General features: G+C 42.3%; 24 protein-coding genes. 6 read left to right on the forward strand and 18 right to left on the reverse strand.

Going from position 1 to position 25,724, the window contains the following annotated elements; translation table 11 throughout:
• Window positions 1-16 precede the first annotated feature (16 nt).
• The 6 genes from KP625_RS05875 to KP625_RS05900 all read right to left on the reverse strand — a co-directional run bounded on the left by KP625_RS05875 (window position 17) and on the right by KP625_RS05900 (window position 7,455).
• A complete protein-coding gene (locus KP625_RS05875) occupies window positions 17-1,024 on the reverse strand; it encodes a deoxyguanosinetriphosphate triphosphohydrolase (protein ID WP_238299748.1) in 1,008 nt (335 codons plus the stop codon).
• Between the two features lie 200 nt (window positions 1,025-1,224).
• Window positions 1,225-2,313: a peptidylprolyl isomerase gene (locus KP625_RS05880; RefSeq protein WP_238299749.1), complete on the reverse strand. Its 1,089-nt coding sequence runs from the start codon at window positions 2,311-2,313 to the stop codon at window positions 1,225-1,227.
• A gap of 159 nt (window positions 2,314-2,472) precedes the next feature.
• Window positions 2,473-3,363 (reverse strand): carbohydrate ABC transporter permease, encoded by an 891-nt coding sequence (locus KP625_RS05885; RefSeq protein ID WP_238299750.1) that lies wholly within the window; start codon window positions 3,361-3,363, stop codon window positions 2,473-2,475.
• A gap of 15 nt (window positions 3,364-3,378) precedes the next feature.
• Window positions 3,379-4,344, reverse strand: a complete 966-nt coding sequence (locus tag KP625_RS05890) for a carbohydrate ABC transporter permease (protein ID WP_238299751.1) — start codon at window positions 4,342-4,344, stop codon at window positions 3,379-3,381.
• Window positions 4,345-4,542: 198 nt separating this feature from the next.
• Window positions 4,543-5,946: an ABC transporter substrate-binding protein gene (locus tag KP625_RS05895; protein WP_238299752.1), complete on the reverse strand. Its 1,404-nt coding sequence runs from the start codon at window positions 5,944-5,946 to the stop codon at window positions 4,543-4,545.
• Between the two features lie 330 nt (window positions 5,947-6,276).
• Window positions 6,277-7,455, reverse strand: coding sequence for an alpha/beta fold hydrolase (locus tag KP625_RS05900; RefSeq protein ID WP_238299753.1), 1,179 nt, complete (start codon window positions 7,453-7,455; stop codon window positions 6,277-6,279).
• A gap of 206 nt (window positions 7,456-7,661) precedes the next feature.
• Between KP625_RS05900 and KP625_RS05905 the strand changes: the two genes are divergently transcribed.
• Window positions 7,662-8,540, forward strand: coding sequence for a hypothetical protein (locus KP625_RS05905; protein WP_238299754.1), 879 nt, complete (start codon window positions 7,662-7,664; stop codon window positions 8,538-8,540).
• A gap of 138 nt (window positions 8,541-8,678) precedes the next feature.
• Here KP625_RS05905 and KP625_RS05910 read toward each other — a convergent pair whose 3' ends face one another.
• The 5 genes from KP625_RS05910 to KP625_RS05930 form a co-directional block, all read right to left on the reverse strand.
• Window positions 8,679-10,310 (reverse strand): ABC-F family ATP-binding cassette domain-containing protein, encoded by a 1,632-nt coding sequence (locus KP625_RS05910; RefSeq protein WP_177982868.1) that lies wholly within the window; start codon window positions 10,308-10,310, stop codon window positions 8,679-8,681.
• A gap of 155 nt (window positions 10,311-10,465) precedes the next feature.
• Complete coding sequence (locus KP625_RS05915; RefSeq protein ID WP_177971145.1) at window positions 10,466-10,651, reverse strand: hypothetical protein; 186 nt, start codon at window positions 10,649-10,651, stop codon at window positions 10,466-10,468.
• Window positions 10,652-10,718: 67 nt separating this feature from the next.
• Entirely contained in the window at window positions 10,719-11,297 is a 579-nt protein-coding gene (locus KP625_RS05920; RefSeq protein ID WP_177971143.1) for a zinc dependent phospholipase C family protein, read from the reverse strand.
• A 25-nt stretch (window positions 11,298-11,322) separates the two neighbouring features.
• Complete coding sequence (locus KP625_RS05925; RefSeq protein WP_238299755.1) at window positions 11,323-12,261, reverse strand: glycosyltransferase family 2 protein; 939 nt, start codon at window positions 12,259-12,261, stop codon at window positions 11,323-11,325.
• Window positions 12,262-12,380: 119 nt separating this feature from the next.
• Entirely contained in the window at window positions 12,381-13,694 is a 1,314-nt protein-coding gene (locus KP625_RS05930) for an O-acetylhomoserine aminocarboxypropyltransferase/cysteine synthase family protein (protein WP_238299756.1), read from the reverse strand.
• 231 nt (window positions 13,695-13,925) lie between these two features.
• Between KP625_RS05930 and KP625_RS05935 the strand changes: the two genes are divergently transcribed.
• Window positions 13,926-15,215 carry an HlyC/CorC family transporter gene (locus KP625_RS05935; RefSeq protein ID WP_238299757.1) on the forward strand — a complete coding sequence of 430 codons (1,290 nt, stop codon included), beginning with the start codon at window positions 13,926-13,928 and terminating at the stop codon, window positions 15,213-15,215.
• Window position 15,216: 1 nt separating this feature from the next.
• Here the strand turns inward: KP625_RS05935 and KP625_RS05940 are convergent, their stop codons facing one another.
• The 4 genes from KP625_RS05940 to KP625_RS05955 form a co-directional block, all read right to left on the reverse strand.
• Entirely contained in the window at window positions 15,217-15,861 is a 645-nt protein-coding gene (locus KP625_RS05940) for a DUF1836 domain-containing protein (protein ID WP_238299758.1), read from the reverse strand.
• Window positions 15,862-15,935: 74 nt separating this feature from the next.
• Window positions 15,936-18,218, reverse strand: coding sequence for a hydratase (locus tag KP625_RS05945; protein WP_238299759.1), 2,283 nt, complete (start codon window positions 18,216-18,218; stop codon window positions 15,936-15,938).
• 20 nt (window positions 18,219-18,238) lie between these two features.
• Window positions 18,239-19,723: a hypothetical protein gene (locus KP625_RS05950; RefSeq protein WP_238299760.1), complete on the reverse strand. Its 1,485-nt coding sequence runs from the start codon at window positions 19,721-19,723 to the stop codon at window positions 18,239-18,241.
• A gap of 14 nt (window positions 19,724-19,737) precedes the next feature.
• Window positions 19,738-20,559, reverse strand: a complete 822-nt coding sequence (locus KP625_RS05955; protein WP_177969585.1) for a hypothetical protein — start codon at window positions 20,557-20,559, stop codon at window positions 19,738-19,740.
• A gap of 187 nt (window positions 20,560-20,746) precedes the next feature.
• Between KP625_RS05955 and KP625_RS05960 the strand changes: the two genes are divergently transcribed.
• Genes KP625_RS05960 through KP625_RS05975 form a run of 4 tightly spaced genes read left to right on the forward strand, consistent with a single transcriptional unit; the run spans window position 20,747 to window position 23,758 of the window.
• The gene (locus tag KP625_RS05960) at window positions 20,747-21,319 is read left to right on the forward strand and encodes a 2-oxoacid:acceptor oxidoreductase family protein (protein WP_177969584.1); all 573 of its coding nucleotides are present in this window, start codon (window positions 20,747-20,749) and stop codon (window positions 21,317-21,319) included.
• A complete protein-coding gene (locus tag KP625_RS05965; protein WP_021985672.1) occupies window positions 21,320-21,628 on the forward strand; it encodes a 4Fe-4S binding protein in 309 nt (102 codons plus the stop codon).
• A 1-nt stretch (window position 21,629) separates the two neighbouring features.
• On the forward strand, window positions 21,630-22,811 hold the full coding sequence (gene porA / locus KP625_RS05970; protein WP_177969583.1) for a pyruvate ferredoxin oxidoreductase: 1,182 nt from the start codon (window positions 21,630-21,632) through the stop codon (window positions 22,809-22,811).
• Window positions 22,812-22,825: 14 nt separating this feature from the next.
• Window positions 22,826-23,758: a thiamine pyrophosphate-dependent enzyme gene (locus KP625_RS05975; RefSeq protein WP_021985674.1), complete on the forward strand. Its 933-nt coding sequence runs from the start codon at window positions 22,826-22,828 to the stop codon at window positions 23,756-23,758.
• 112 nt (window positions 23,759-23,870) lie between these two features.
• Here KP625_RS05975 and KP625_RS05980 read toward each other — a convergent pair whose 3' ends face one another.
• The 3 genes from KP625_RS05980 to KP625_RS13660 form a co-directional block, all read right to left on the reverse strand.
• Window positions 23,871-24,767: a PD-(D/E)XK nuclease family transposase gene (locus tag KP625_RS05980; protein ID WP_238299761.1), complete on the reverse strand. Its 897-nt coding sequence runs from the start codon at window positions 24,765-24,767 to the stop codon at window positions 23,871-23,873.
• Between the two features lie 251 nt (window positions 24,768-25,018).
• Window positions 25,019-25,288, reverse strand: a complete 270-nt coding sequence (locus tag KP625_RS05985) for a hypothetical protein (protein WP_238299762.1) — start codon at window positions 25,286-25,288, stop codon at window positions 25,019-25,021.
• Window positions 25,289-25,533: 245 nt separating this feature from the next.
• Window positions 25,534-25,716 carry a 4Fe-4S dicluster domain-containing protein gene (locus tag KP625_RS13660; protein WP_370641438.1) on the reverse strand — a complete coding sequence of 61 codons (183 nt, stop codon included), beginning with the start codon at window positions 25,714-25,716 and terminating at the stop codon, window positions 25,534-25,536.
• Between the last annotated feature and the right edge of the window lie 8 nt (window positions 25,717-25,724).

Below are 25,724 nucleotides of genomic sequence, written 5' to 3' on the forward strand. Positions count from 1 at the left end.
GTTTCTTATACAAACTTTATTCCTTGCTCCACGATTTTGGAATAAAGATTTTCTTCGCCATATCAATCGCATAATTATCAGTCATCCCGGCAATATAATCGCAGATGACTGTCTCTTTCAATTCTCCCTGCTCAATAAACATCCTATATTCTTCCGGAAGCCTTTCTTCATGCCCCATGAATTCCTCATACAACATACCAATCAGACGTTCCGCTTTCACCTCTTCACTTTTTGCAACCGGATTCGTATATAAATCCTGAAACATGAATTTGCGAAGTTCTTGAAATGCTTCCTGATATTCCTGCGGTAATATAATATCGTCTATGTCTGTACTCGCAGTAACCACCGTATGTATAAGCGTATTGATTCGATCCCGGGTATTATGTCCAAGAAGATTTGTACAAGCCGCAGGCAGCATATCCTCTGTCAAAATCCCCGCCCGGATACCATCATCTATGTCATGATTTACATACGCAATTTTATCCGAAAGTCGAACAATCTTTCCCTCGAGTGTTGCCGGAACACATCTGCTTCTATGATTCAGTATTCCATCTCGAACTTCCCATGTCAAATTCAGGCCTTTTCCATTTTTCTCTAATCGTTCTACCACACGTATGCTCTGTTCATTGTGGCAAAACGGTTTTGTTGTATATTTCGATAACGCACGCTCCCCAACGTGTCCAAATGGCGTATGTCCCAAATCATGTCCAAGCGCAATTGCCTCTACCAGATCTTCATTCAGATACAGACTTCTGGCAATCGTTCTGCCAATCTGTGCAACCTCCAGGGTATGCGTCAATCTTGTCCGATAATGATCTCCTCCCGGTGACAGGAATACCTGCGTCTTATGTTTCATGCGCCGAAATGATTTCGAATGTATAATTCGATCCCGATCCCGCTGAAATTCCGTGCGCAAATCACATTTTTCTTCTGCCCTGTCTCTTCCTTTCGATTCATCTGCAAAACATGCACATGGTCGAAAGATCTCGTGTTCTCTTTTTTCCAGACACTCCCGAACGATCAATTCAAACCTCCTATATCCTGTAAAAGTCTATTTACCCATACAATAATATTATTCCACAATTCTTTCTTATTCCCTTTTTTTCTTTAAAATTTTTTATTGCATCACAAAAACACAGGTGCAGATAACCTGCTGTTTTATAACAGCAATCCTATCTGCACCTGTGTTTTTTCTCTACTCTATATTGTTTTATAATCTGCTTGTTACTGAATCAAATTATTATTCTCAAGATCCGCAGCCAGATAAGAAAGGTCATAATCCGCCCATACAGTTCCTTCCATATCCTTCTCCGTATCTACCTCTATTGTGCTGAGCCACTGCTGTTCCAGACTTTCAAACTGATCATCCACTACATCAGATGCAACTGCATACGCATAACTGTCAAGCAGATCCTGATCATGATCTGTCTTCACATACAAGACAATATATCCAAGATCATTCTCTGTGATTTCAGAACATTCACCGGCTTTCAGATTCTCCAGCTGTTTGTTCATATTCTCAGAAAACGCACCAACATAGCCGGACATCTCCTGACTATATTTGTCGACTCCATACTTTGTCAAAAGCTCATCAACGTCCCCACCATTTTCCAATTCTTCAATCATCTTCTGGGCATTCGCATAAGCATCCTTCTTCTCGTCCTCCGGCAATGCAATATAGCTGCCGTCTGTATCGGTTGCAGGATTATCGTTCTCATCCGTCTCAACAATCGGGAACACGATATATTTCAACACCATAAAATTGTAATCTTTGCACTTCTCCTGAATATCAGTGGTTGCTTTCTTACCCATATCGTTTCGAATATCATTTTCGAACTTTGATACATATGTCTGCTCTGTAAATGCTCGTTCAATCACTTCATCAGAGATACCATATTTATCTCGAAGCGCCTGCGGCACCTTACTCTTAAAGTTTTCGATTGTTGTAATAATCTTTTCTTTATCGTCATCTGTCAGTTCCACATCATTATGCTGTGTTACATCATACAGGATTTTTGTCGTTCGAACCAAAGACAGGACACCATCCTTGCAAGTATCCGGATTTGCTTTTACTGCAGCCTCTGTACCCTTGTTCATCATTAAATACTGCATCGCATAGAACATCAATTCATCCATATAGATGTCGTAATCTCCGATTACCATAGCCTTCGTCTTCGAAGCATCTTCCTGAGACATCCCACCAGCCTTTGTCAAAGCGTTCTTGTCTTTACTCAATCCATTCGAGCAACCGGTCAGCATCGCAGCTGTCAGTAGTCCAACCACGAATCTTTTTATTGCCTTTTTTAATTTCATTTTGTCCTCCATCTATTACAACATGCATATTCACGTCTGCATTCTTTTATACTGCTCTATTTTAGTTTACTTTGCATATATAGTCAACCGCTTTCACAAAATATACATAAAAAAGGATCGTCCGAAGACGATCCTTAAAGTTATCGTAAAAAGTAATAATTACTCCTTTACACCACCAAGAGCAACACCGGCAATGATGTACTTTGACAATGCAAAGTATACGACGAAGATTGGCAATACCGTCAGACACAGACCAAGGTAGATAATACCATAGTCAGACCTGAACTGTTCTGAACGAAGTGCCATAATAAACATAGGCAATGTCTTCTTCGCTGTATCTGTCAAAATCATGGATGGTGTGTACAGGTTGTTCCATGAACCAATGAAAGCAAAGATAGCCTGTGTAGCCATAGCCGGCTTCATCAAAGGCAATGCAATCTTGTTAAATGTAGAGAACTCACCAGAACCATCAATTCTTGCTGCCTCAACAATTTCTACTGAGAATCCTGTCTGCATATACTGCTTCATGAAGAAATATGTAGATGGAGCTGCAGCTGCAGGAATAATCAGTGGCCAATATGAATCATAAAGACCAATCTTAATCATGAACTGCATGAAACCGATGATAGATACCTGTGCAGGAATCATCATGATAGCCATAATGAAGGAATGAGCAGCATTCTTCAGCTTGAAGTTATATACTGTCAGACCATATGCAGTCAATGTTGAAATATAAACCTGAAGAATTGTTACAGGAACAGAGATGATCGCACTGTGAAGCATAGCGCCCCATACAGAAGTACCAACTCCTGATGCCTTTGCATTCAAATTCTTAAAGTTTGTTGAAAGCTGTGAAAACGCATTCGACTTTGGTAACAAATGCAATCCTGCCTTGATTGTGTCTGAATCAAGTGTTGCATTAATTAACATAATGTAGAATGGTAAAATACTCATAATACACAAGAGTACGCAAATAATCGTTCTGAAGATCTTAATGCCTCTTATCTTAGCTGAGTAACTTGCATCTATATCTGCTGATTTTTTAGCCATTATCCGCGCACCCCCTTATCTTACTACAGCATGTCTCTGCTTTGGTTCTCTCTCTTTTGTAAGAGCGAAGAACAAAAGACTGATTATCATTGTAACTACGAACAATACCATAGACGCCGCTGCTGCCTTACCATAATCCTTCGACGTGAATCCAAGGAACTTAATCCACATGGTAATTGTCTCAGATGCGAAGTTTGGCATACCGTTGAAGGATGCATCGACATTGAACAGTGACGGAATATCGTACATCTGCAAACCACCGATACATGATGTAACCAAACTGAACTGAATAATCGGCTTCAACAATGGAAGTGTGATGTAGAAGAACTGCTGTTTTCCACTTGCACCATCCACCATGGCTGCTTCGTAAAGCGAAGGGTTAATACCCAGAATACCTGCAATCAATACAATCATCGTATTACCATACCACATCCAGAACTGCATGAAAGCAATCAATCCGACTGTCTTTCCCGGGCTCTCCATGATATGTCTGTCTCCAATCAACTGTGCGATTGGACCGTTTGCACTAAACAAACTGTAGAACAATACGGCGATAGAAGATGCTGTAATGATATTCGGCATGAACATCATAATCTTGAAAGCGCCCTGTCCTTTGAGTTTTACGACTGTATCTGTAAACCAAGAAGCCAGAAGCAAAGCTAACAGCATCTGAGGAATAAAGTTCAGAACCCAGATCTTAATCGTGTTACCGATAGACTGCACGGCTTTGTTGTTAAACCAATGGGTTACAACCAGCTTACCATCAGCACCCTTCTTTGCATCAGAAAGAACGAGGATATAGTTCTTAATACCATTGAAGTTTGGTCCCTGGAACTTGCCAAGTTTAACCTGATAATACTCTACAAAGCTAAGGTATACTGTGTAAATCAACGGATACAGCTGGAACAAAAAATAAACTAAGAAGAATGGCAGAATGAAGAAATATCCATACTTGCCATATTCGACTGTTTTTCTCTTCATATTTTACTTCCCCAACCTTTTCATAATTTTAAAATTTCTTACACGCACCCCGCTAGACATTTTATAAGGGATGCCTTCCGGTATCTCTTATGAAATGTCTAGCAGTGCCCGAATGTCTTTTTTTAAATTATGCACCGGGCGGACCCGGTGCATAACCATTAGTTCTTATAGATACTAAACTCTTGAATTGCCAATAGATTACTCTACTGTAAGGTTCTGATATGCATCTCTGATAGAAGACTTAACAGCCTCAACAGCCTCATCGATTGTAGCAATCTCGCCTGAGTTGTAAGATCCTGAAGCATTATCAAGGAAACCGTTCATTGTTGAATCGTACTCTGTAGCGTTCTTAACGTCGATCTTCTCAGCGTTAGCCATGAATACAGGAACTGGATCCTCGCCGCCAAGTACCTTAGAAGCGCCCTTACCGTCATCTGTAATCTTCTGCATTACGTTCTTGTTGTTTACATAGTCAAGTGTCTCTGCTGAAAGCTTGTAAAGAACATCCTCATCAGCACACAGTGTATACATAACAAGTGCAGCAAGTTCCTTGTTAGGACAAGCATCTGTTACACCAAGATATGTACCGCCCCAGTGGTAAGAAACAGGGCCCTGGCACATGTTGAACTTACCTTCGATATCTGTACCCTCTGCCTGAGCACCAAGTGTCCAGTACAGGAACCATGTACAACCGAACCATCCAAATACATCACCAGTTACATCTGCGAACCAGCCATCTGTCCATGCAGCGTTGTTGTTTGTGTATTCACCATCGTAAAGCTTCTTAGCGAACTCCATGTACTCAACATAAGCATCATCGAAGTTTACTGTGTCACCCTCTACCCATGGCTTAGCCTTGTTGTCAATGATAGGTGTCTTAGCATCGCCAGGGCCAGAAAGAATCTTGTAATCAGCTTTCTTCAGCTCTTCTGCTGTAGCAAGGAATGTATCCCAATCCTTAACCTTCTGCTGGATATCATCAGGATCTGCTGTTCCGAATACTTCTTCAGCGATATCTGTTCTGTAGATGAAACATCCAGGTGTTGCCTGCCAGCACATACCCTTGAGTTTGCCATCGATTGTAGCGTAGTCAATTGTATACTGATAAGCACCTGAGTACATATCTGCTGTGATACCAAGATCTTCAACAGGTACGATAGCATCTGAAGCCAAGAAGTACTTAGCTACAGCATCATCACAAGCGATGATAGAAGGAACCTTCTCACCACCAGTTGCGATAGCGTTCTCGATAGCTGTCTTGTACTCGTCAGAACCACCGCCGAGACCAAGGTTCTCATACTTGATGAGGTCAGCATACTGAGGATACTTATCCTTTACATACTGAAGTCTCTCACCAAACTCTGTGTTCCATGAGTAGCAGTAAATAGGATCGCTATCTTCTGCCGGCATTGGAAGTGCAACCTCTGCGTTTGATGCTGAAGCATCATCTGCTGTTGCGTCATCTGTTGCTGCCTCTGTTGTTGCTGCCTCTGTTGTTGGAGCCTCTGTTGTTGTCTCTTCCTTCTTGTCGCCACAAGCTACAAGTGAAAGACCCATTGCAAGTGCCAAAGACAATGCTACGGCTTTCTTAAACTTTTTCACAAAAAAACCCTCCTTTTAATGTGTATTTTCCGTCTTTTCAATCGTCGAATTATCCGTTCCGTAAAAAATTCCATATGCAAGTCCCTCAAAAAATCAGTATTGCGTATGTGCAATATTCACAGTTCTTCCAATTACATACGATTCAAAATGACTTTCGAACCTTTTTTAGCAGTTATTATTACTGCCGGTTCCTAGTTAATTGTGAAATATCGCAGTATTCATCACCGCGACTAAGGTAATTATAGGACATATTTAACAATTATGCAAGCACTTTTTCATTTTTTTGCGGTTTATTTGTACAGTTTTACCATAAATTGAGGCTGCGCGTCTTTACTTGTCTAACTCTTGTACAAAATCACGGATTTTCTGTGCAACTGTTTCCGGATCGTACGTGTATAATCTGGAAGGTCCGGAGATCTCTTCAACAGCAACATTCTTATATTTCTCATAGATTACTTTTTTGTCCGTATTAAACTCTTCCACATATCCCACTTCTGCTTTTCCCTGCGCAAGTGCATCCGTATCTGTACCATACACTTCTTCTAAGGCCGCATCGTACTCTTCTTTTACATCTGAATCATCATTAATATATGGTTCCATCAGTGGGTTGGCAAGAATAAACAGCATCGGTGTATTCTCCGGCCAGCCCATCTCTTCCACCTTCTTTGCATTCGCAATCGTCTGTAAGTCTTCTTCATACATACCAGATGTATAGAATCCTTTTGAGATCAGTGCTTTTCTGACTACCATCTGTTTTTCTGTATAAACCGCACCGATATTTTCCGGATATACACTTTTTACAAAACGATGGCCGCCGATCTTCGAGAACAGTGTCATCAGATAATTCAGCACACCGCAATACTGCTCCTCTGTGATTCCATCAAACTCCTCCGCAATGGAAATATTGATTCCAACGACCGCCTTCACTTCTTCCGGATACTTATCCGCCCAATATGTGGCTTCCAGTCCGGCAATTCCATTCGGAACAAGAATATACGGACCCTCAACACCGGCTTTCTTCAGCGCCTGTCTTGTCTCTTCCACAATACTGTCAATATCTTTTCCTGTCTTTGCATTCTCACTGAATCCATATCCACTCCGATCCACATACGCAAGCCTGTAATCCTGAAGCTTCGCAAACAACGGTTGCAACGCAATCGAATCATCGGTGATTCCGTTGCTGTGAATAAACACGAGTGTATCTTCCGCTTCCAGATTTCCCGCAACAACTGTATGCAGCTTATGTCCGTCAACTTCTACCATCTCTCCGGGTGCCTGCAGATATCCGCGTTCATCCGCCAGTTTATTATTATGATTGATATAAACGCCGGTGATGATAAGTACATTTACAACCAATATCACAATCAGCAATATCAGAATCACCTTGAAAAATTTATGCAAAAATCCTTTGAAGGTTTTCTTCTTCCCCCGCTGCACCTGTGCCAGATTCGGTCCCTGCAGCTTCTTTCCCGTTTCTTTCCCGTTTTCGGTCTCTTTTTGATGTTCCATCTTATTTACAAATCCTTTCTGTTATAGAAATATACATACTTTTATATCATAATTTAGAACGCGTAAAATGTAAATAGTTTGAAAAGTTTTCACATTTTTTATTAGGATGTATCGCAAGTCTATGCTATAATTGACAATATATGAATTTATCCGCAATATCATCTGTACTGCATATGTATAAATACACGGAAAGGAACAACGCTTATATGAGTGAACAACATAATACTCCACAGGTAAATTCTCAGCCCGCAACAGAGAATCAGGAAAATATTACAGCCGAAACCAGCCAGAAAGCAACTTTCAAAGCAGAAGCAACTCCTTGCGAGCCGGCTGTCGAACACGAGGACAATTTGGAAATCCAGAGTCTTCGATTTTTTGCAAGGCAGCGTGCCAAAAGAGCAAAACTGAAAAAAAACATGGAAGGCATGAGCGGATTCGAGAAATTCAAATATATTTTTTCATATTATAAATGGAAGATCCTCATCACCTGCGTCATCTTGGGCATCTGTATTGCACTCCCGCTTACCATATACAAAAATACACGCCCGATTGCAATCTCTTATGTGATCGTAAATGCCGAAGATCCGAAAGCGGTTGATACAAGTTTTGTGGACGACTATATCCAGACCTTCCATATCAAAAAGCCATATCGTACAGCCTGCGATCTGGATGTGCACTTAGACAAGGAAACTTACCTGAAAGAATTCAGCCAGAATATGAATGCTTCTGATTATACAGAGCTTCCTATGAAATGTTACAACGGTTTTTATGATGTGATTATCATGGATAAAAAGGGAATGGAATATTGTGGAATGCAGGAAATCACATATCCACTGAAGAAATATCTTCCCGCGGACATCTACACTCTCGTAGAAGACCGCGTAGTTGAAACAGCCGGTTATGATGGTTCTGTTGTACCTTTTGCAATCGATATCAGCGATACAGATTTTGCCAAAAGTTTAAACCTCGGATACGACGATGTGTATATCGGTTTTCCAGGCAACACCGACCAGAATTACAAAAATGCCAAGCGTATGCTCAAATATATTCTGAATCTCGATATCGATACCGAGACAACGTATTGATTCCATATGTCCGATTACAGAACGGTTCTGTCTGTTACAGTATTTATATATTACAAGCAAAAGCGGATATTCTTTTTCAAAAGGATATCCGCTTTACATTTTCATTTATACAGTTTTCCTGTATTGTCAATCACATGATCAATCCTGATCATCACTTGCCATATTCATAACCTGACGTTTTCTTGCAAGTTCATCGTTTGCTAGGTATTCGTCGTAAGTTGTCTGCTTGTCAATCAATCCCGTATTCGTAAGTTCCATAATGCGGTTCGCTGTTGTCTGTACAAACTGGTGGTCCTGGCATGCAAAAAGACAGACACCCGGGAACTTAATCAGTCCATTATTTAATGCCGTGATACTCTCCATATCCAGATGGTTTGTCGGTTCATCGAGAATCAACACATTGGAGCCCATAATCATAAGCTTCGACAGCAGACAACGCACTTTCTCGCCACCAGAAAGCACCTTGACCTTCTTCACGCCGTCCTCACCGGCAAACAACATTCTGCCAAGGAATCCACGTACATAGGTTGCATCCTTATCATCCGAATACTGTGCCAGCCAGTCCGCAATCACAAGATCGTTATCAAACTCCTTCGTATTATCTTTCGGAAAATATCCCTGTGATGTCGTAACGCCCCACTTGTAGCTTCCTTCATCCGGTTCTTCCTCTCCGGCAAGAATACGGAACAGTGTTGTCGTTGCAATCGTGTTTGGTCCGACAAATGCAATCTTATCATCATGCCCGACTGTAAACGAAATGTTGTCAAGCACCTTTACGCCATCAATTGTCTTGGAAATGTTCGATACAGTAAGCACCTCGTTTCCAATCTCTCTCTTTGGACGGAAATCAATGTATGGATATTTTCGGCTCGATGGGCGGATCTCATCAAGCTGAATCTTCTCCAACGCCCTCTTTCTGGAAGTTGCCTGTTTGGACTTTGAAGCGTTTGCGGAGAACCGCTGAATAAATTCCTGCAATTCCTTGATCTTCTCTTCTTTCTTCTTGTTTGCTTCCTTCATCTGCTTAATCATAAGCTGGCTGCTCTCATACCAGAAGTCATAGTTACCTGCATAAAGCTGAATCTTCGCATAATCGATATCTGCGATATGTGTACATACCTTGTTCAGGAAATAACGGTCATGGGATACAACAATAACCGTATTCTCAAAGTTAATCAAGAATTCTTCTAACCATGCAATAGCATCGAGATCCAAATGGTTCGTCGGCTCGTCCAAAAGCAGGACATCCGGGTTGCCAAAAAGTGCCTGTGCCAAAAGCACCTTCACTTTCAGGTTACCATCAAGTTCACTCATCATCTTGTAATGAATATCTGTATCGACACCGAGTCCATTCAGAAGAGTCGCCGCATCACTCTCTGCGTTCCAGCCATCCATCTCGGCAAACTCCGCCTCTAGCTCCGATGCACGGATACCGTCTTCATCCGAGAAATCTTCTTTGGCATAGATGGCATCCTTTTCTTTCATAATGTCATACAGGCGCTTATTACCCATAATAACGGTATCTAATACCATATATTCGTCATATTTGAAGTGGTCCTGCTGCAGGACAGACAAACGTTCACCATCATTCATGATAACTTCACCGTTTGTCGGTTCGAGTTCGCCGGAAAGAATCTTCAGGAATGTAGATTTACCGGCACCGTTTGCGCCAATCAGCCCATAACAATTTCCTTCTGTAAACTTAATATTAACATCCTCAAACAAAGCCCGCTTTCCAAGCCGCAGGGTTACATTATTTGCACTAATCATATCTGTTTTCCTTTCTTTGCTGCTTATCCAAAACTAGCTATGAGTATAACAACCACCCTCTTTTATGTCAAGCGTTATGCCGTGTCCGGATTGTGCCTCTTCTGCCGTTCGTCGGTCATAAGAAAAAGGGACTTCCGAAAAAGTCCCTTCGTTTCTTATAAATCTTTTACAATCGGATCATACAGATCCAGTCTGCAATGCTCGTCCTCTGCGAAATGTCTGCAATTCAGACAACTTTTCTCATCCTCTGCCACATTACAGAAACAAGATTTGCGCTCGCTCTTGTCATAAGCGCTGCAACGCTCAGCTACTTCTTTGTAGATTTCTGCTCCAGCTCGCATGCCATATCCTCCTTCTCTGAACTGTTTTATTCCAGTTCCCGGATAGTATGCACCAAAACGTCATTCTTTATGCCGCACCAGTCGCTAGCTGCAACAACGAATGCATCACTGCCAGACTCACAATATACGAATATGCACAATCCAGATTTACATCACCCCGGTCATGCATATAACGCTCGTGTTTTTCTTTAATATAATCAAGCAATTCCTGAAATGAGCAGATTGTCGGCAGCATCCTTTCATCATACTGCATCTCTCCGCTTTCATACCGATGGCGGACAAAGCTTCGAATCCGGTGTTTCAAATCCTCCTCATATACACAGTGGTCCTTCAAACTTCCCGGATAATGTGAATTATGTGGATATGTAAAGTAATCCGCAATGTAATGCAGGATCACACCCATCCGGATACTCGATGAAATCGAAACACCTTTTTTCTTTGTCTTATAATGCTTCAAGAATCCAAGCATCTTCTTTTCACACACATCAAACGTATCATCGATACAATGACGTCTTGTCAAAAAAGAAGGTGTGCAATCCGGAAGTATACTTCCTACATACAGGGAAAAATGATGCCCAAATCGCTGTTCTGCGGACAACCCGTGTACAACACCCTTTGTTAGTGATATGTGTGACTTCTTACGCATGAAATGCCTCCTTTGGTTTTTAAGCTTACCTACGTTTTTCCCAGGTCATGTGTTTCCCGGTCTTTTTTGAAATAATATAGCGTGGGCGGCATTTAACCTCCTCGTAGATTTTCGCTATATAATAACCAATAATCCCAAGCCCCATAAGAATCAGGCTTCCCATAATCAGTATAATCAAAATCACTGTCGTGAAACCCTCTACTGCATGGCCGGAAAAATAATTTACAAGTGTCTGTATCCCCAGTATAACCGCAAACAAGAGTCCAAGTATACCGGTAATTGTTACCACCGTCATCGGTGCAGAGGAAAATGAAACAATATTTGAAATCGCATAACGGATCAGAGATTTTGTCGACCATTTCGATTCGCCAATCTCACGATCCCGGACATCAAACTCCACCGATATGGACCGGAATCCGATCCACGATGAAAGCGCCCGGAAAAACGCATTCCGTTCCGGCATCTCCAGCAATGCTTCTACCGCACGCCGGTCAAGCAGCTTAAAATCAGATGCATGAGACATATCAATCTTCACAGCTTTCGAGATCATCCTGTAGAAGAGTCCTGCACTCATTTTGTGAAAAACACTTTCTCTGCCGCGCGTTCTCTTCACACCTTCCACAACTTCATATCCCTGCTGCCACAGCCGATACATCTCTACGATTGTCTCCGGTGGATGCTGCAGATCACAATCCATCACAACCACGCAGTCACCGTCCGCATTCTCAAGCCCTGCCATCATTGCAGATTCCTTGCCAAAATTTCTGGAGAAACGAACACCGTTTACATGCTCATCTTCTTTCCCGGCACTCTCAATTTCTCTCCAGGTTCCATCCTTTGAGCCATCATCCACAAATACTATTTCATAATCAATCTCTTCATTTTTTAAAATATTCCCTATCGTTCCTGCCGCTTTCTTAATCATTTTTTCTTCGTTGTAGGCAGGTAACACTACTGATAACATGCGCTCACCGTTTACACTTTCCTGTTTGTTTTACTGATTTTATTTTATCACATTTACTGTAAATAAAAAAGAGGCAGTACAACTTTCTGCCTCTTTTTAACGTTATTTTCACATTTTGTTTACTCTGCAAGTGCCTTGAATGCCTCATCGAGATCTTCAATGATATCATCGATATTCTCTGTACCGATAGAAAGACGGATTGTATTCGGCTTGATTCCCTGATCGAGGAGTTCTGCCTCGTTGCACTCAGAGTGAGTTGTAGATGCCGGATGAATGGCAAGCGATTTTACATCAGCTACATTTGCAAGCAGAGAGAAGAGTTCCAAATTATCGATAAACTTCTGTGCGTCTGCAGCACCGCCCTTGATTTCAAATGTAAAGATAGATCCACCGCCATTCGGGAAGTACTTCTTATAAAGCGCCTGCTGTTCCGGATTCTCAGAGATAGAAGGATGATTCACCTTCCCAACCTGCGGCTGGTTTTTAAGATACTGTACAACCTTGAGTGCATTTTCCACATGGCGCTCTACGCGGAGAGACAATGTCTCAAGCCCCTGTAAGAAGATGAATGAATGTACCGGCGAGATTGTTGCACCAGTATCACGGAGCAAAATAGCACGGATATAAGTTGCAAACGCGGCCGGAGCAGTATCCTTTGCAAAGCTGACTCCATGATAAGATACATTTGGCTCAACCAGCCATGGGAACTTGTCCGCTGCCTTCAGCCAGTCGAATTTACCACTATCAATAATCACGCCTCCGAGTGTTGTTCCATGGCCACCGATAAACTTCGTTGCTGAATGAACGACGATATCTGCGCCATACTCGATTGGTCTTACAAGGTATGGTGTTGCAAATGTATTATCAACAACAAGCGGAACGTTGTGTGCATGTGCAATCTTTGCGATTCGCTCGATATCAACCACCTCCGAATTCGGATTTCCAAGTGTCTCGATCTGAACTGCCTTTGTATTCGGCTTGATAGCCGCTTCGATCGCATCGTAATCAAACGGATCTACAAAAGTTGCCTCAATACCATAATCCGGAAGTGTATGTGCAAGCAAGTTGTATGTTCCGCCATAGATATTCTTGGCTGCTACAATATGGTCACCTGCATGTGCCAATGCCTGAAAGGCATATGTAAGAGCTGCTGCTCCGGAGCCGACTGCAAGTGCTGCAACGCCACCTTCGAGTGCTGCGATACGCTTCTCAAATACATCCTCTGTCGGATTTGTCAGACGTCCATAGATGTTACCTGCATCCTTCAAGCCAAATCTATCTGCCGCATGTTTACTGTTATGGAATACATAAGAAGAAGTCAGATAAATCGGAACGGCTCTTGCATCTGTCACCGGGTCCGGCTGTTCCTGTCCTACATGCAGCTGTAATGTTTCAAACTTTAAATTTCTGTCCTCATAATGTTTTTTACTCATAATATTATACCTCATCTTTCTCTTATTTTCCGGCATGTGCCTTGTTGTCTTTATCTGTGTCGCAACCCGTTTTCTTGATTGCAAGGTTATCTTACCACCCTAATTCCTATTTGTCTAATAGGAATTAAATTGAATTAGTTATAATTTTTGATTATAACTAATATCTTGACACCACTGTACGTTCTCGATAAAATAATAGGAAATTTATTCAAATCAAAGGAGTGATTTTTTTTGGACACAAGTCCCGCGTTACAAATTATTGTGATTATAATCTTACTGATATTATCTGCTTTTTTTTCTTCTTCAGAAACCGCACTCACTACCGTAAGCCAGATAAAGCTGCGTTCGCTTATTGACGAAGGAAATCGAAGAGCAAAAAAAGTATTAAAGATTACCGAAAACCCAAGTAAGCTTCTAAGCGCAATTCTGGTTGGTAATAACATTGCAAACATATCTGCATCCGCACTGACAACAACCTTTTGTACATCTGTATTCGGAAATAAGTATATCGGAATTGCCACCGGTGCCCTGACTTTTTTAGTTTTGATTTTTGGTGAGATTACACCAAAAACAATTGCCACCGAATATTCCCTGCAGCTTTCCATGATTGTTGCCTACCCGATTTCATGGCTGATGACAGTTTTAACACCGGTTATTTTCTTATTAAATATTATTACTTCCGGTATCTTCCGTCTGTTCCATGTAAATCCTTCCGCGCGAAAATCAAGTATCACCGAAGCCGAGCTTCGAACAATCGTGAATGTATCACACGAGGAAGGTGTCATAGAACCGGAAGAAAAGTTTATGATTTCCAACGTTGTCGACTTCGGGGATGCAGTCTCCAAGGATATCATGATTCCTCGTGCAGACGTTGTAGCCGCGGATGTAAATTCCACTTATGAAGAACTGGTCAATATCTTCAAAAGCGAAACCTATACAAGAATCCCGATTTACGAAGATTCCAAAGAAAATATCATCGGAATTCTAAACATCAAAGATTTGTTTTTCTATCGCGAATTATTAGACATCCGCTATTTTGATCTTCGAAGTATTCTTCGAAAGCCATTGTTCGTATCCGAATACCAGAAGACAAGCCAGATCTTCGCAGAGATGAAAACATCTGCTGACAGTATGGCAATTGTATTGGATGAATACGGGCAGGCATCCGGTATTATCACAATGGAAGATCTGGTTGAAGAGATCGTCGGGGATATCCGTGATGAATATGACGACAACGAGAATGATCTAATTCGTGATCTCGGAAATCACACCTACGATATTGATGCGTCCATCAAGCTGGACGATTTAAACGATAAGCTGCAAACAAATTTCGAATCAAAGAATTATGATTCACTTGCCGGTTTTATCATTGAATTGTTGGATAACATTCCTACCGCCGGAGAGGAAGCCAATTGTGACGGTGCCCATTTCAAGGTGACAGAAGTTCACCGTAACCGTATTGAACGCGTTACCCTTACACTTCTTCCAAAAGAGCCCCAAACAGAAAAAGATGAGACGTAATTTACGTCTCATCTTTTTTCTTCTTTTTCTTCTCTCGCTCGTTTTGCTGTTCCTGCTGCTTTGCCTGTTCTGCAGCCATCTCATCAATAATCTGCTCCATGATTTTCTTCTTCATGAATATATCGTAACCAAGCAATGACAAAAAATTCAGATTCTTGATATATCTATCATCCGCGCCGGGGAAATCATGTTCCGACAGCTCAAAGGTCTTTACAATGCTGTTTTCAACCCGGAAATGCTGATGCTGCTCCAGTTTATAAAGGCTTGTATAGATTTCTTCTAAACTATGGGACGCTTCCGGATTCTCAAAATAATGATCAATCAACGGTTTGAACATAATCTGAATATCACTGATTGAGATTACATTTTTCAAATAATAAATGTAAATCAGTAAAATCAGATGTTCCTTCGTATACCGTTTTTTTTCCGGTGACGGAAGCAGATTGTTCTTCGTATAATTATTGATCATCGTCTTAGTCAGTGTCTTATCTTCCTCGTAACGTTTATTCTGTGAAAGATATTTATCCATAAACGTCGTGACTTGATCCATATACAGTTCAATCGAGGGAAGATCCTCCGGGGCAATATACCCAAGCTGCGTCATTTCCCTAATTTTCTTTTTTAGGCTGTCCTTCTCAATATCCATATAATATACGCTCCTAACGCGTATATTATATAGTATTGAAAACCATGTGTAAAGGTTTAAATGAATATATCTGATTAGTGTGTCTTATAATAGTTGATCAGACAGCCGGCTAAGATAATATCTCTCTCATCATCCGTCAGGTCTCCCAGTTTCAAAGACAGTTCTTTCATATCTTTATTTACAACGTATGCCTTGATAATCTCATCCTTATTGCTGATTGCCTGTGCAACCCCCGGAATAAATACATAATCATCCACATCAAAATCGTAATCTTCATCCATTACAAATGGAAGCATACCCCAGTTGATTAGGTTCGAACGATAACGCTTTGTTGCATACTCCTTGGCGATATTCGCCCAGCCGCCAAGTACCTTCTGGCAGGAAGCTGCCTGCTCACGCGCAGAACCATCGCCCGGTTTTACCGCAAAGATTGTACTTCCGACGCCCGTGTTTGAACCGCATGCATCCGGGAACATTTCTTTTACTTTGTGCATTGCAGCCTTCATGTTCGGATCTGCTTCGCCCATGCACCCTCCTGCTTCACGCACACGCTCAACCTTTTGGATTGCCTTTGCTCTGCCTACATATTCCGGATCCTTACGGGACAATGTAAACTCTGCAAGTCCAAGTGGGTTGGAACGATAAGAAGATGTCTCACCGGAAGGAATCAACTCATCCGTCGTTGTAACCGGATCATGAATCACAGATGCAACCTTGAGCATCAAATTATCTGTCAGTGCTACCATCTCCGGCCAGTCTTTGATATTTGGTCCAAACTTGATCTCCTGCTCCGGCTGCGGATGTCCCCAGCCATTATAAACACGGTTATCGTAAATCTTCTTGTCGAAGAAATATTTCTGTCCCTTGTATTCTACATCCAGATCAGTTGCGGATGTTAAGAAGCCCTTATTCGCTGCTGTTGCTGCAATGGAACGTGCATCCATCAATGCAACAGAAGCAATCTGTCCATTCTGAATCTTCGAGCCTTCACGGTTCGGGAAGTTTCTCGTAGAATGACGGATAGAGAATGCGTTGTTTGCCGGTGTATCTCCAGCGCCGAAACACGGTCCACAGAATGCAGTCTTTACAATCGCGCCTGTCTCGATCAAGTCGGAAAGTACACCGTTTTTTGCAAGCTCCATATAAATCGGAGTCGATGCCGGATATACAGAAAGCGTAAACTCGTCAGCACCAATATATTTGCCACGGATCAGGTCTGCTGCCTGACAAATATTCTCGAATCCACCACCTGCGCAGCCTGCGATGATTCCCTGTTCTACATAGAGTTTTCCGTCAACAACCTTATCCTTCAGTGTAAAGTCAATCTTGCCATCTAAGGATACCTGTGCACGCTTTTCTACGTCATCTAAGACATCCATCAGATTTGCCTTTACATCTTCAATCGTATAGACGTTACTTGGATGGAATGGCATTGCAATCATAGGTTTTACCTTGGACAGATCCACATAAACAACGCCATCGTAATATGCAACCGCACCCGGATTTAATTCCTTGTAGCATTCTGGTCTGTAATGCGTCTCATACCACTCTTCAATCTTCTCATCCGTCTTCCAGATAGAAGAAAGACAGGTTGTCTCGGTTGTCATAACATCGACACCGATACGGAAGTCTGCCGAAAGCTTATCCACACCAGGTCCTACGAACTCCATAACCTTATTCTTTACATAACCACAACCAAAAGTTGCTCCGATAATTGCAAGAGCAACGTCCTGCGGACCAACGCCCTTCTGAACCTCACCATCCAGATAGATTGCTACAACACCCGGCTTAGCCACATCGTATGTACGCTTCAAAAGCTGCTTTGCAAGCTCACCGCCGCCTTCACCGATCGCCATTGTACCGAGAGCTCCGTAACGTGTATGGCTGTCAGAGCCTAAAATCATAGCACCACATTCCGCAAGCATTTCTCTTGCGAACTGATGGATAACCGCCTGATGAGGTGGTACATAGATTCCACCATATTTCTTTGCACAGGAAAGACCAAATACATGGTCGTCCTCATTGATTGTTCCGCCAACCGCACACAAAGAATTATGACAGTTTGTAAGTACATATGGAATTGGGAATTCTGTCAGTCCAGACGCTCTCGCTGTCTGGATAATTCCAACGAATGTGATGTCATGACTTGTCATCTTATCGAACTTGATTTTAAGCTGCTCCATGTTTCCTGAAGTATTATGTGCCTCAAGAATCCCGTAAGCCATCGTATTTTTTGATGCGTCCTCTTTTGTCGTCTGTACACCTTTTGATGCAAGAACTGCCTGTGCCTGTCCATCATCTGCAATCAGTTCAGAACCATTCAGCAAGTACGCACCTGTTTCATAAAGTTTTACCATAATTCGCCTCCATACTCTCGTTATTGTTTATTTTGATAAGCTAAAATATAGCTTTCGCTGTCATCCAATGTTGCTGTTTCAAAGTCTTTTACGCCCTTGTTCAGAGAGGTTGCCAGCGTTTCACTCTGCTGTGACAGATATTCTGTCTCATCGACAACCTGCTCATTAACATAATAAGTACCATCTACATTCTGTACATATGGCCCATCCGTAAGCACTCCATCCGCATACCTTTTCAGGCAATATTCATCCCCGGATACCCTGGTTGAATACCACGGGAACGCGACAAAACTACTATCACTGCAAAAACTTCTTACCTTTGCATATCCAAGGTACGAAACTGCTCCATCCCGATACGTGAAAATAAAGCAGCTTACATAGGTCTCATTTCGTTCCATACTATTATAGAAAAATACTTCCGGTACGCCATCCTCATCCACATCATAAAGCAGCATACTATCCGGCTTAATGTTCTTATAAACAGAATCCAGAATATTGATACCATCTTCTGTATCACCAAGTGCTTTCTGTATTTCTGAATCTGCGTTTTCTGCCAGCTTGACGTATGCCTTCTGCCAGTCTTTTGCCATGGAAAGCTTAAATTTCCGGAGATTCATATCATCAGAATAATACTTTTCAAGCTTTGTCAGCAAATTAAGTGCATTTTCATTGTCTCCAATCTCGATATAGGTATCAAGCAGATTGTCATAATAATTCATTCCGGTTGTATACGCCAGGTTGTATAAAGAATAATATTTTTCAATATACTGGGAATCAAGCGGATCTAACTGAACAGATTCACATATGTTTAACGCTGTCAGATAATCGCCTGTCTCATAAGCATTCTGCGCCGTATCATACAGTTCACGATATGTCTGAATTACTTGTATGTTATTTCCAAGAACCGCGACGTAATCTGAAATATCCGACACTGACAGATTATTAACAATCCCAATATACCCGGTCATCTCTTCCGCAGTGATCCCACCAGCAGCAAACTGCTGATATTTCTCATTTAATACTTCAATCACAACTTCTTTTTTAGTGTCCGCATCCAATCGCAAATTGATATTATTAATCATCTGGTTTGCCTGTAAAGCACCCTGTCCATTGTAATTTTGATTTGCATTGTAGATTGCTTCAATCGCATCCCGGTATTCCATACGGTTTACCATTATATTATATTTGGTGCATATCGTTTTTGTCTCATCAATACTGTTGATTGCATCATATGCAGCAACTGTATAGATATAATCCTTCGTACCCGTCTGATACTCAAGACAAATATGCTTCGCATAATCCGGAAGCATTTTCTGCACTTCCTGCTGTCTCTGACTATCCAAAGATTCGTAGGTCTTTTGTACCTCACTCCACTGACCCGCTTCAATTCCATCAAAAACTTTATATTCATTGTAATACGGATATAGGAAAACAATCGTTGCACACGCAACAGCCGCAAGCACTATAAACGACACAATGATCAATCTGTTCCATGTCTTCTTCATCACTGTACCTCCGTCTATTCTTCCACTACCGGTTTTGCATCTTCTTGATCAGACGGCAATGTCTCCACGCCATCCATATCCTGCGTTGAACCATCGCTTGGTGTCGCCTGTTCAAATGGCTGCTCAATCCATGTATCCACCAGATCCGATGGTGTTGCAATTCCCTGTAGCAACTTCACCTGCTGTTCATATTTTGAAGTATCTGTCTCTGTTGCAAATCCCTCAACATGAAGATTCCGTTCCTTCTCTCCTACTCTTGCATAAGCCGGTGCAATCACAAGCCGATATACAAACAATGCCGCTGTCGCCATCCCCGCAATCAACAACATCAGGGACAGAACGCCCCAAAATTTATGTGCGCCTCCCGCTTTCATCTGCTCGTATGTCTCATCATCCACATCGGCGTATTTTGCCCGTTTTTTTTCCTCTTTCGCTTTTATCTTCTCATCCTTGATCCGATTCTTCCGCTCCCATTTGTTTTCTTCCGAAACATAAGCGCCAAACAGTGAAGAAGATTCACTTTCCATATCATCCGACGTAGTCTCCGGATTCTCATTTGCTTTTTCAGTTTCCCCGCCTGTCTCCTCCTGCGGCACAGATTCCTCCGCGGCATCTGCCCCAACATTCTCCGGTGCAGCATCAGCCTCCTGATTGCTCCATGATGCATCCATATCGGACTGTAGTTCTGCAACAAACTCCGATTCTGCATCCGTCGGTTCCACATCACTTTCCGCATCTGTCTGATCTGTATCATCCTCATCCATTGTATCAATCGGGATTAAATCAATCTCTTCTTTATATTCTTTATTTCTTTTTTCTTTCTTTTTTCTGCCCATAACAAAACTCCTTTGGCTGGTTTTTGCTGTGTAAAAGCTTAACGTATTGATTATATCAATTTCGATCAGATTATTCAAGAATGATTGTAATTTGCCAAGAAAAACCGCCGATTCTATTTACATTTTTTAACAGAATGGTATAATTATTCTGTTTTTTATTGTTTAAAAGAGAAATGGAGTGCAATATATGAAAAAGAACATCGAAATCAGATGGCACGGACGTGGAGGTCAGGGTGCCAAAACCGCAGCACTTCTGCTTGCGGATGTTGCTTTCAACACAGGTATGCACGTCCAGGGATTTCCGGAATATGGTCCGGAACGTATGGGCGCACCAATCACTGCCTACAATCGTATTGGCGAATCCGAAATCCGGGTACATTCCAATATTTACCATCCCGACTATGTGGTAGTCGTTGATGAGACACTGCTTCACTCTGTTGACGTCACAAACGGACTGAAAGAAGATGGTGCTATCGTCATCAATACCGCACGCCAAAAGGAAGATATTCTCCCTTTATTAAACGGCTACAAGGGAAACGTTTATACGATCGATGCACACAAGGTTTCGATGGAGACACTTGGAAAGTATTTTCCAAACTCCCCGATGCTTGCTGCTATCGTAAAAGTGGCCGACATCATGGAAAAAGACGTGTTCCTGTCCCAGATGCAGGCATCTTATGAGCACAAATTTGCAAAGAAGCCAGAGGTTATCGAAGGCAACATGCGTGCACTGAAAATGGCGTTCGAGGAGGTAAAATAAATGTCAAAAGCAACGGATATTTCGAAGATCAATGAACATAGTCCTTATTATGATATGACACCGGGTAACCAGATCTATGGCGGCGGCGGGTCCCGCAAATTCTGTACCGGTGAGTGGAGAACAAAAACTCCGGTTATTGACTGGGAAAAATGTACACAATGTCTGCTCTGCACACCGGTCTGTCCGGATAGCTGTATTCCGGTAAAGGACGGCAAAAGAGAAGACTTCGACTTAGACCACTGCAAGGGCTGCGGTATCTGTGAACGCGTCTGCAGCTTCGGTGCAATCACAATGAAGGAGGGAATCTAATATGGCAATTCGTGAAAGAATGTCAGGTAACGAAGCTGTTGCACACGCAATTAAACAGATCAATCCTGACGTAATGGCAGCATTCCCAATCACACCATCGACAGAGATTCCACAGATGGTATCTACCTTCATCGCAAATGGGGATATCGACACAGAGTTTATCCCGGTTGAGTCCGAGCACAGTTCCATGAGTGCTACAATGGGCGCCTGTGCTGCCGGTGCAAGAGCAATCACGGCAACTTCCTCCTGTGGTCTTGCCTACATGTGGGAAGTTCTGTATGTAGCCGCTTCCGATCGTCTTCCAATTGTTATGGCAGTTGTAAATCGTGCTTTAACCGGACCGATCAATATTAACTGTGATCACTCTGACAGTATGGGTGCCAGAGATGCCGGCTGGATTCAGATTTACGCTGAGAACAATCAGGAAGCTTATGATAATTACATTCAGGCATTCCGCATTGCAGAGCATCCGGATGTCAAGCTTCCATTTATGGCATGTCAGGATGGTTTCATCACCAGCCACGCAGTTGAGAATATTTCACTGATTGAGACAGAAAAAGTAAAGGAATTTGTAGGAAGCTACGAACCGGAAAATTTCCTGTTAAATGCAGATATGCCAATGGCTGTCGGTCCTTATGCAAACTCCCCATTCTATATGGAGACAAAGATGAACCAGCGTATCGCCATGAAGAACGCGAAGAAGGTCATTCTGGAAGTTGCAGAAGAATTCGAGAAGATCTCCGGAAGAAAGTACGGACTTTTCGAAGAGTATCGTATGGATGATGCAGAGTACGTCATTGTAATCATGGGATCTGCGGCCGGAACAACGAAGGAAGCCGTTGATGAACTTCGCGAGCAGGGCATCAAAGCAGGCATGATCAAGGTTCGTGTATTCCGTCCATTCCCAGGTGCAGAGTTAGCTGCTGCACTTAAAAATGCAAAAGGCATCGCAATCATGGATCGTGCCGAGAGCTTCTCCGGATGCGGCGGTCCGCTTGGTTCCGAACTGAAGGCCGCTTTATACGACGCAAAGAACGAGTCTGCAACCGTCAACTATTTCTACGGTCTTGCCGGAAGAGATTACACAGTTGAGACTGCCTGCGGTATCTATCAGGATTTGATAGATTATGTATCCGGCAAGCAGGAAGCAGAACAGTTCAAGTATATCGGACTTAGAAAGTAACGGAGGGAATCGAGATGGCATTTAATTTTAAAGAAGTAATGAGTAAACCGGAACGTCTCGCTCCGGGACATAGAATGTGTGCAGGCTGTGGCGGAACGATTGCTGTTCGTACAGTTCTGCGGGCCCTGCATGAGGGTGATAAGGCAGTTATCGGAAATGCAACCGGCTGTCTGGAAGTATCCAGCTTCATGTATCCATATACCGCATGGGAGGACAGCTACATGCACAATGCATTTGAAAATGCAGGTGCAACACTTTCCGGTATTGAAACCGCTTACCATGCATTAAAGAAAAAAGGAAAGATTTCCGCAAATTATAAATTCATCACATTCGGTGGTGACGGCGGTACTTATGATATCGGCCTCCAGTCTCTGTCAGGTGCCATGGAGCGTAATCATGACATGGTGTATGTCTGCTATGATAACGGCGCATACATGAACACCGGTATCCAGCGTTCTTCCGCAACACCAATGTTTGCAGATACAACGACAACACCGGTTGGCAAATGTTCCAACGGTAAGATGCAGAACCGGAAGGATCTTGCATCTATCATCGCAAACCATGATATTCCATATGTTGCACAGTCTACCTTCATCGGAACAATGAAAGATCTGTATGAAAAGTCAGAGAAGGCAATCTACACACCGGGTGCCGCATTTTTAAATATCATGTCACCATGTCCACGTGGCTGGCGATATGACACACCGGATATCATGAAGATCTGCAAGCTCGCAGTTGAGACATGCTACTGGCCGCTGTTCGAGGTTGTGGAAGGCAAGTGGATCTTGAACTACGAGCCTAAGAAGAAGCTTCCAATCGAAGACTTCCTTCGTCCACAGGGCAGATTCAAGCATCTGTTCAAGCCGGAAAACGAGAACCTCCTTGTACAATATCAGGAAGAGGTTGACCGCAGATGGGAAAACCTGCTTTATATGTGTTCGAAGTAAATATTTGATATACAACATACATATAAATCCATAAGGGATAATTATATGTAAAACAAAAAGGAGTTTCCTGTTCATGAAAAATCAAAACAGGAACTCCTTTTTCGTTTATCTATCACGCTGTCTTCTGCGCCGCCATTTCCTCCACCATATCAAGCGGAAGTCCTGTGCTCTCAGAGATCTCTTCATGTGACAGTTTATTCAATGTCAAAAGCAGCCTTGCTGTCTCTTTTGCTTTTTCTTTCTCCACACGTTCTGCCGTCTCTTTCTCCACACGTTCTGCTGTCTCTTTCGCTACTTCCTCAGCTACCTCTTCACACATTTCTTCTAAAATCCTACACATACGGTCTCTGCCTCCTTCCGTCTCTTTTAGATATTTTACTTCATCCGCCAGTATTTTGCTATACATATCTTCCGATCTTGTACAATAAAAATCATGCATCAGCCTGCCTATCGGCGTTTCCACATCCTGATACTCACCATTCACATACAGTATATGCAGTCCATCTGCAAACAGCGCATTCCCTTTTTCTTCAATCTTCCGCTCTATATGATACACCGGCACACCTTCATCGTATTTATCGTCCTCCGTGATAAATATAATAAATGATTCCGGCAGTTCTTCGAAATTCCTGCCCTTATCCAGCAGTTCCCGGTCAATCATGCTGCCATGAAAACGCGCCCTTCTCGGGCCTGTTCCCGCATCTGCTCTCTGTATCTCTATATCAAAATGTTCTTCGTTCCGATCAACCGCCTTAATATCCAGACAGATCGAACGCTTCGTGGCACTCTTGTATTCCACCTGTGCTTTCGTCTCCACAACCTTCAGGTCATCACGTTCCAATACGGTTTGCAGGATATACTCAACCGCTTCAATCTTTCCATCCAGCGCTTCCGAGAAAAAATCATCATCCATCAATCGAAGCTTCGAGATACGTTCCAGATACATCTCTCGATTCTGCCACGTTTCCTGCTTCTGCCGCTTTTCCTGTTCTTTTGTCTTCTCCGCCATACACTCCTCCTGTACAGCCCCGGGGTGATGGTTCTTCCATCAGATATTGTCGACACAAAAACCATAGCACAGGCAGACACAAAATGTAAAGTGTAATTATGGAACATTGGGAAAAAGCACGCAGGAATGCGGGGTGGCAGACAGAATTTCACACATATTTCACAGATATATAACGAAACGAAAGATGCTCCCTGTTCAATATGAGGTGACCCCGCAATATACTCAAACAGGAAGCATCTTTCGATTATCTATCACGCTGTCCTCTGCGCCGCCATTTCCTCCACCATATCAAGCGGAAGTCCTATGCTCTCAGAGATCTCTTCATGTGACAATTTATTCAATGTCAAAAGCAGCCTTGCTGTCTCTGTTGCTTTTTCTTTCTCCACGCGTTCTGCCGTCTCTTTCGCTACTTCCTCAGCTACCTCTTCACACATTTCTTCTAAAATCCTACACATACGGTCTCTGCCTCCTTCCGTTTCTTTTAGATATTTTACTTCATCCGCCAGTATTTTGCTATACATATCTTCCGATCTTGTACAATAAAAAGATATATAACTATTATTTTAACCAATCGTCCTTATCTGCTTTCAAATATGCCTTAAACATTTCCAAATCATCTTTTGTAAATCACTTTTTCTTTTTACCTGCTCCATCTCTTCGATCCCTTTCTATAATACATATCCTCATTTCCATTTGATTAAACATGTATATGAAATCTGTAATTATCCAGCATTCACTGATTGTTGTAAAAGAAATTTTTATATTTCTATTTAAACGGGCATACCCTCACACATTGTTGACATCGAACACACGCATCCTCGTCAATCTCAGGATATTCGAATCCCTCCTCGTCTTCAACCATATTTATCGCACATTTCATACATACAGAATAGCATGCACCACATCCGCAACAGTCTTCTTTATTTTCAAATAATGTAGGTACTTCCATCAATTTGC

This window comes from Eubacterium sp. MSJ-33, assembly GCF_022174665.1.
GTDB lineage: Bacteria > Bacillota > Clostridia > Lachnospirales > Lachnospiraceae > Coprococcus_C.

What these genes read in the sequence shown, in the direction of transcription:
- KP625_RS05880 (WP_238299749.1), bottom strand. Translation starts at nt 2,313, where the DNA reads ATGAAATTAAAAAAGGCAATAAAAAGATTCGTGGTTGGACTACTGACA.
- KP625_RS05885 (WP_238299750.1), bottom strand. Translation starts at nt 3,363, where the DNA reads ATGGCTAAAAAATCAGCAGATATAGATGCAAGTTACTCAGCTAAGATA.
- KP625_RS05890 (WP_238299751.1), bottom strand. Translation starts at nt 4,344, where the DNA reads ATGAAGAGAAAAACAGTCGAATATGGCAAGTATGGATATTTCTTCATT.
- KP625_RS05900 (WP_238299753.1), bottom strand. Translation starts at nt 7,455, where the DNA reads ATGGAACATCAAAAAGAGACCGAAAACGGGAAAGAAACGGGAAAGAAG.
- KP625_RS05905 (WP_238299754.1), top strand. Translation starts at nt 7,662, where the DNA reads ATGAGTGAACAACATAATACTCCACAGGTAAATTCTCAGCCCGCAACA.
- KP625_RS05910 (WP_177982868.1), bottom strand. Translation starts at nt 10,310, where the DNA reads ATGATTAGTGCAAATAATGTAACCCTGCGGCTTGGAAAGCGGGCTTTG.
- KP625_RS05915 (WP_177971145.1), bottom strand. Translation starts at nt 10,651, where the DNA reads ATGCGAGCTGGAGCAGAAATCTACAAAGAAGTAGCTGAGCGTTGCAGC.
- KP625_RS05920 (WP_177971143.1), bottom strand. Translation starts at nt 11,297, where the DNA reads ATGCGTAAGAAGTCACACATATCACTAACAAAGGGTGTTGTACACGGG.
- KP625_RS05925 (WP_238299755.1), bottom strand. Translation starts at nt 12,261, where the DNA reads ATGTTATCAGTAGTGTTACCTGCCTACAACGAAGAAAAAATGATTAAG.
- KP625_RS05930 (WP_238299756.1), bottom strand. Translation starts at nt 13,694, where the DNA reads ATGAGTAAAAAACATTATGAGGACAGAAATTTAAAGTTTGAAACATTA.
- KP625_RS05940 (WP_238299758.1), bottom strand. Translation starts at nt 15,861, where the DNA reads ATGGATATTGAGAAGGACAGCCTAAAAAAGAAAATTAGGGAAATGACG.
- KP625_RS05945 (WP_238299759.1), bottom strand. Translation starts at nt 18,218, where the DNA reads ATGGTAAAACTTTATGAAACAGGTGCGTACTTGCTGAATGGTTCTGAA.
- KP625_RS05950 (WP_238299760.1), bottom strand. Translation starts at nt 19,723, where the DNA reads ATGAAGAAGACATGGAACAGATTGATCATTGTGTCGTTTATAGTGCTT.
- KP625_RS05955 (WP_177969585.1), bottom strand. Translation starts at nt 20,559, where the DNA reads ATGGGCAGAAAAAAGAAAGAAAAAAGAAATAAAGAATATAAAGAAGAG.
- KP625_RS05960 (WP_177969584.1), top strand. Translation starts at nt 20,747, where the DNA reads ATGAAAAAGAACATCGAAATCAGATGGCACGGACGTGGAGGTCAGGGT.
- KP625_RS05965 (WP_021985672.1), top strand. Translation starts at nt 21,320, where the DNA reads ATGTCAAAAGCAACGGATATTTCGAAGATCAATGAACATAGTCCTTAT.
- porA (WP_177969583.1), top strand. Translation starts at nt 21,630, where the DNA reads ATGGCAATTCGTGAAAGAATGTCAGGTAACGAAGCTGTTGCACACGCA.
- KP625_RS05975 (WP_021985674.1), top strand. Translation starts at nt 22,826, where the DNA reads ATGGCATTTAATTTTAAAGAAGTAATGAGTAAACCGGAACGTCTCGCT.
- KP625_RS05980 (WP_238299761.1), bottom strand. Translation starts at nt 24,767, where the DNA reads ATGGCGGAGAAGACAAAAGAACAGGAAAAGCGGCAGAAGCAGGAAACG.
- KP625_RS05985 (WP_238299762.1), bottom strand. Translation starts at nt 25,288, where the DNA reads ATGTATAGCAAAATACTGGCGGATGAAGTAAAATATCTAAAAGAAACG.
- KP625_RS13660 (WP_370641438.1), bottom strand. Translation starts at nt 25,716, where the DNA reads ATGGAAGTACCTACATTATTTGAAAATAAAGAAGACTGTTGCGGATGT.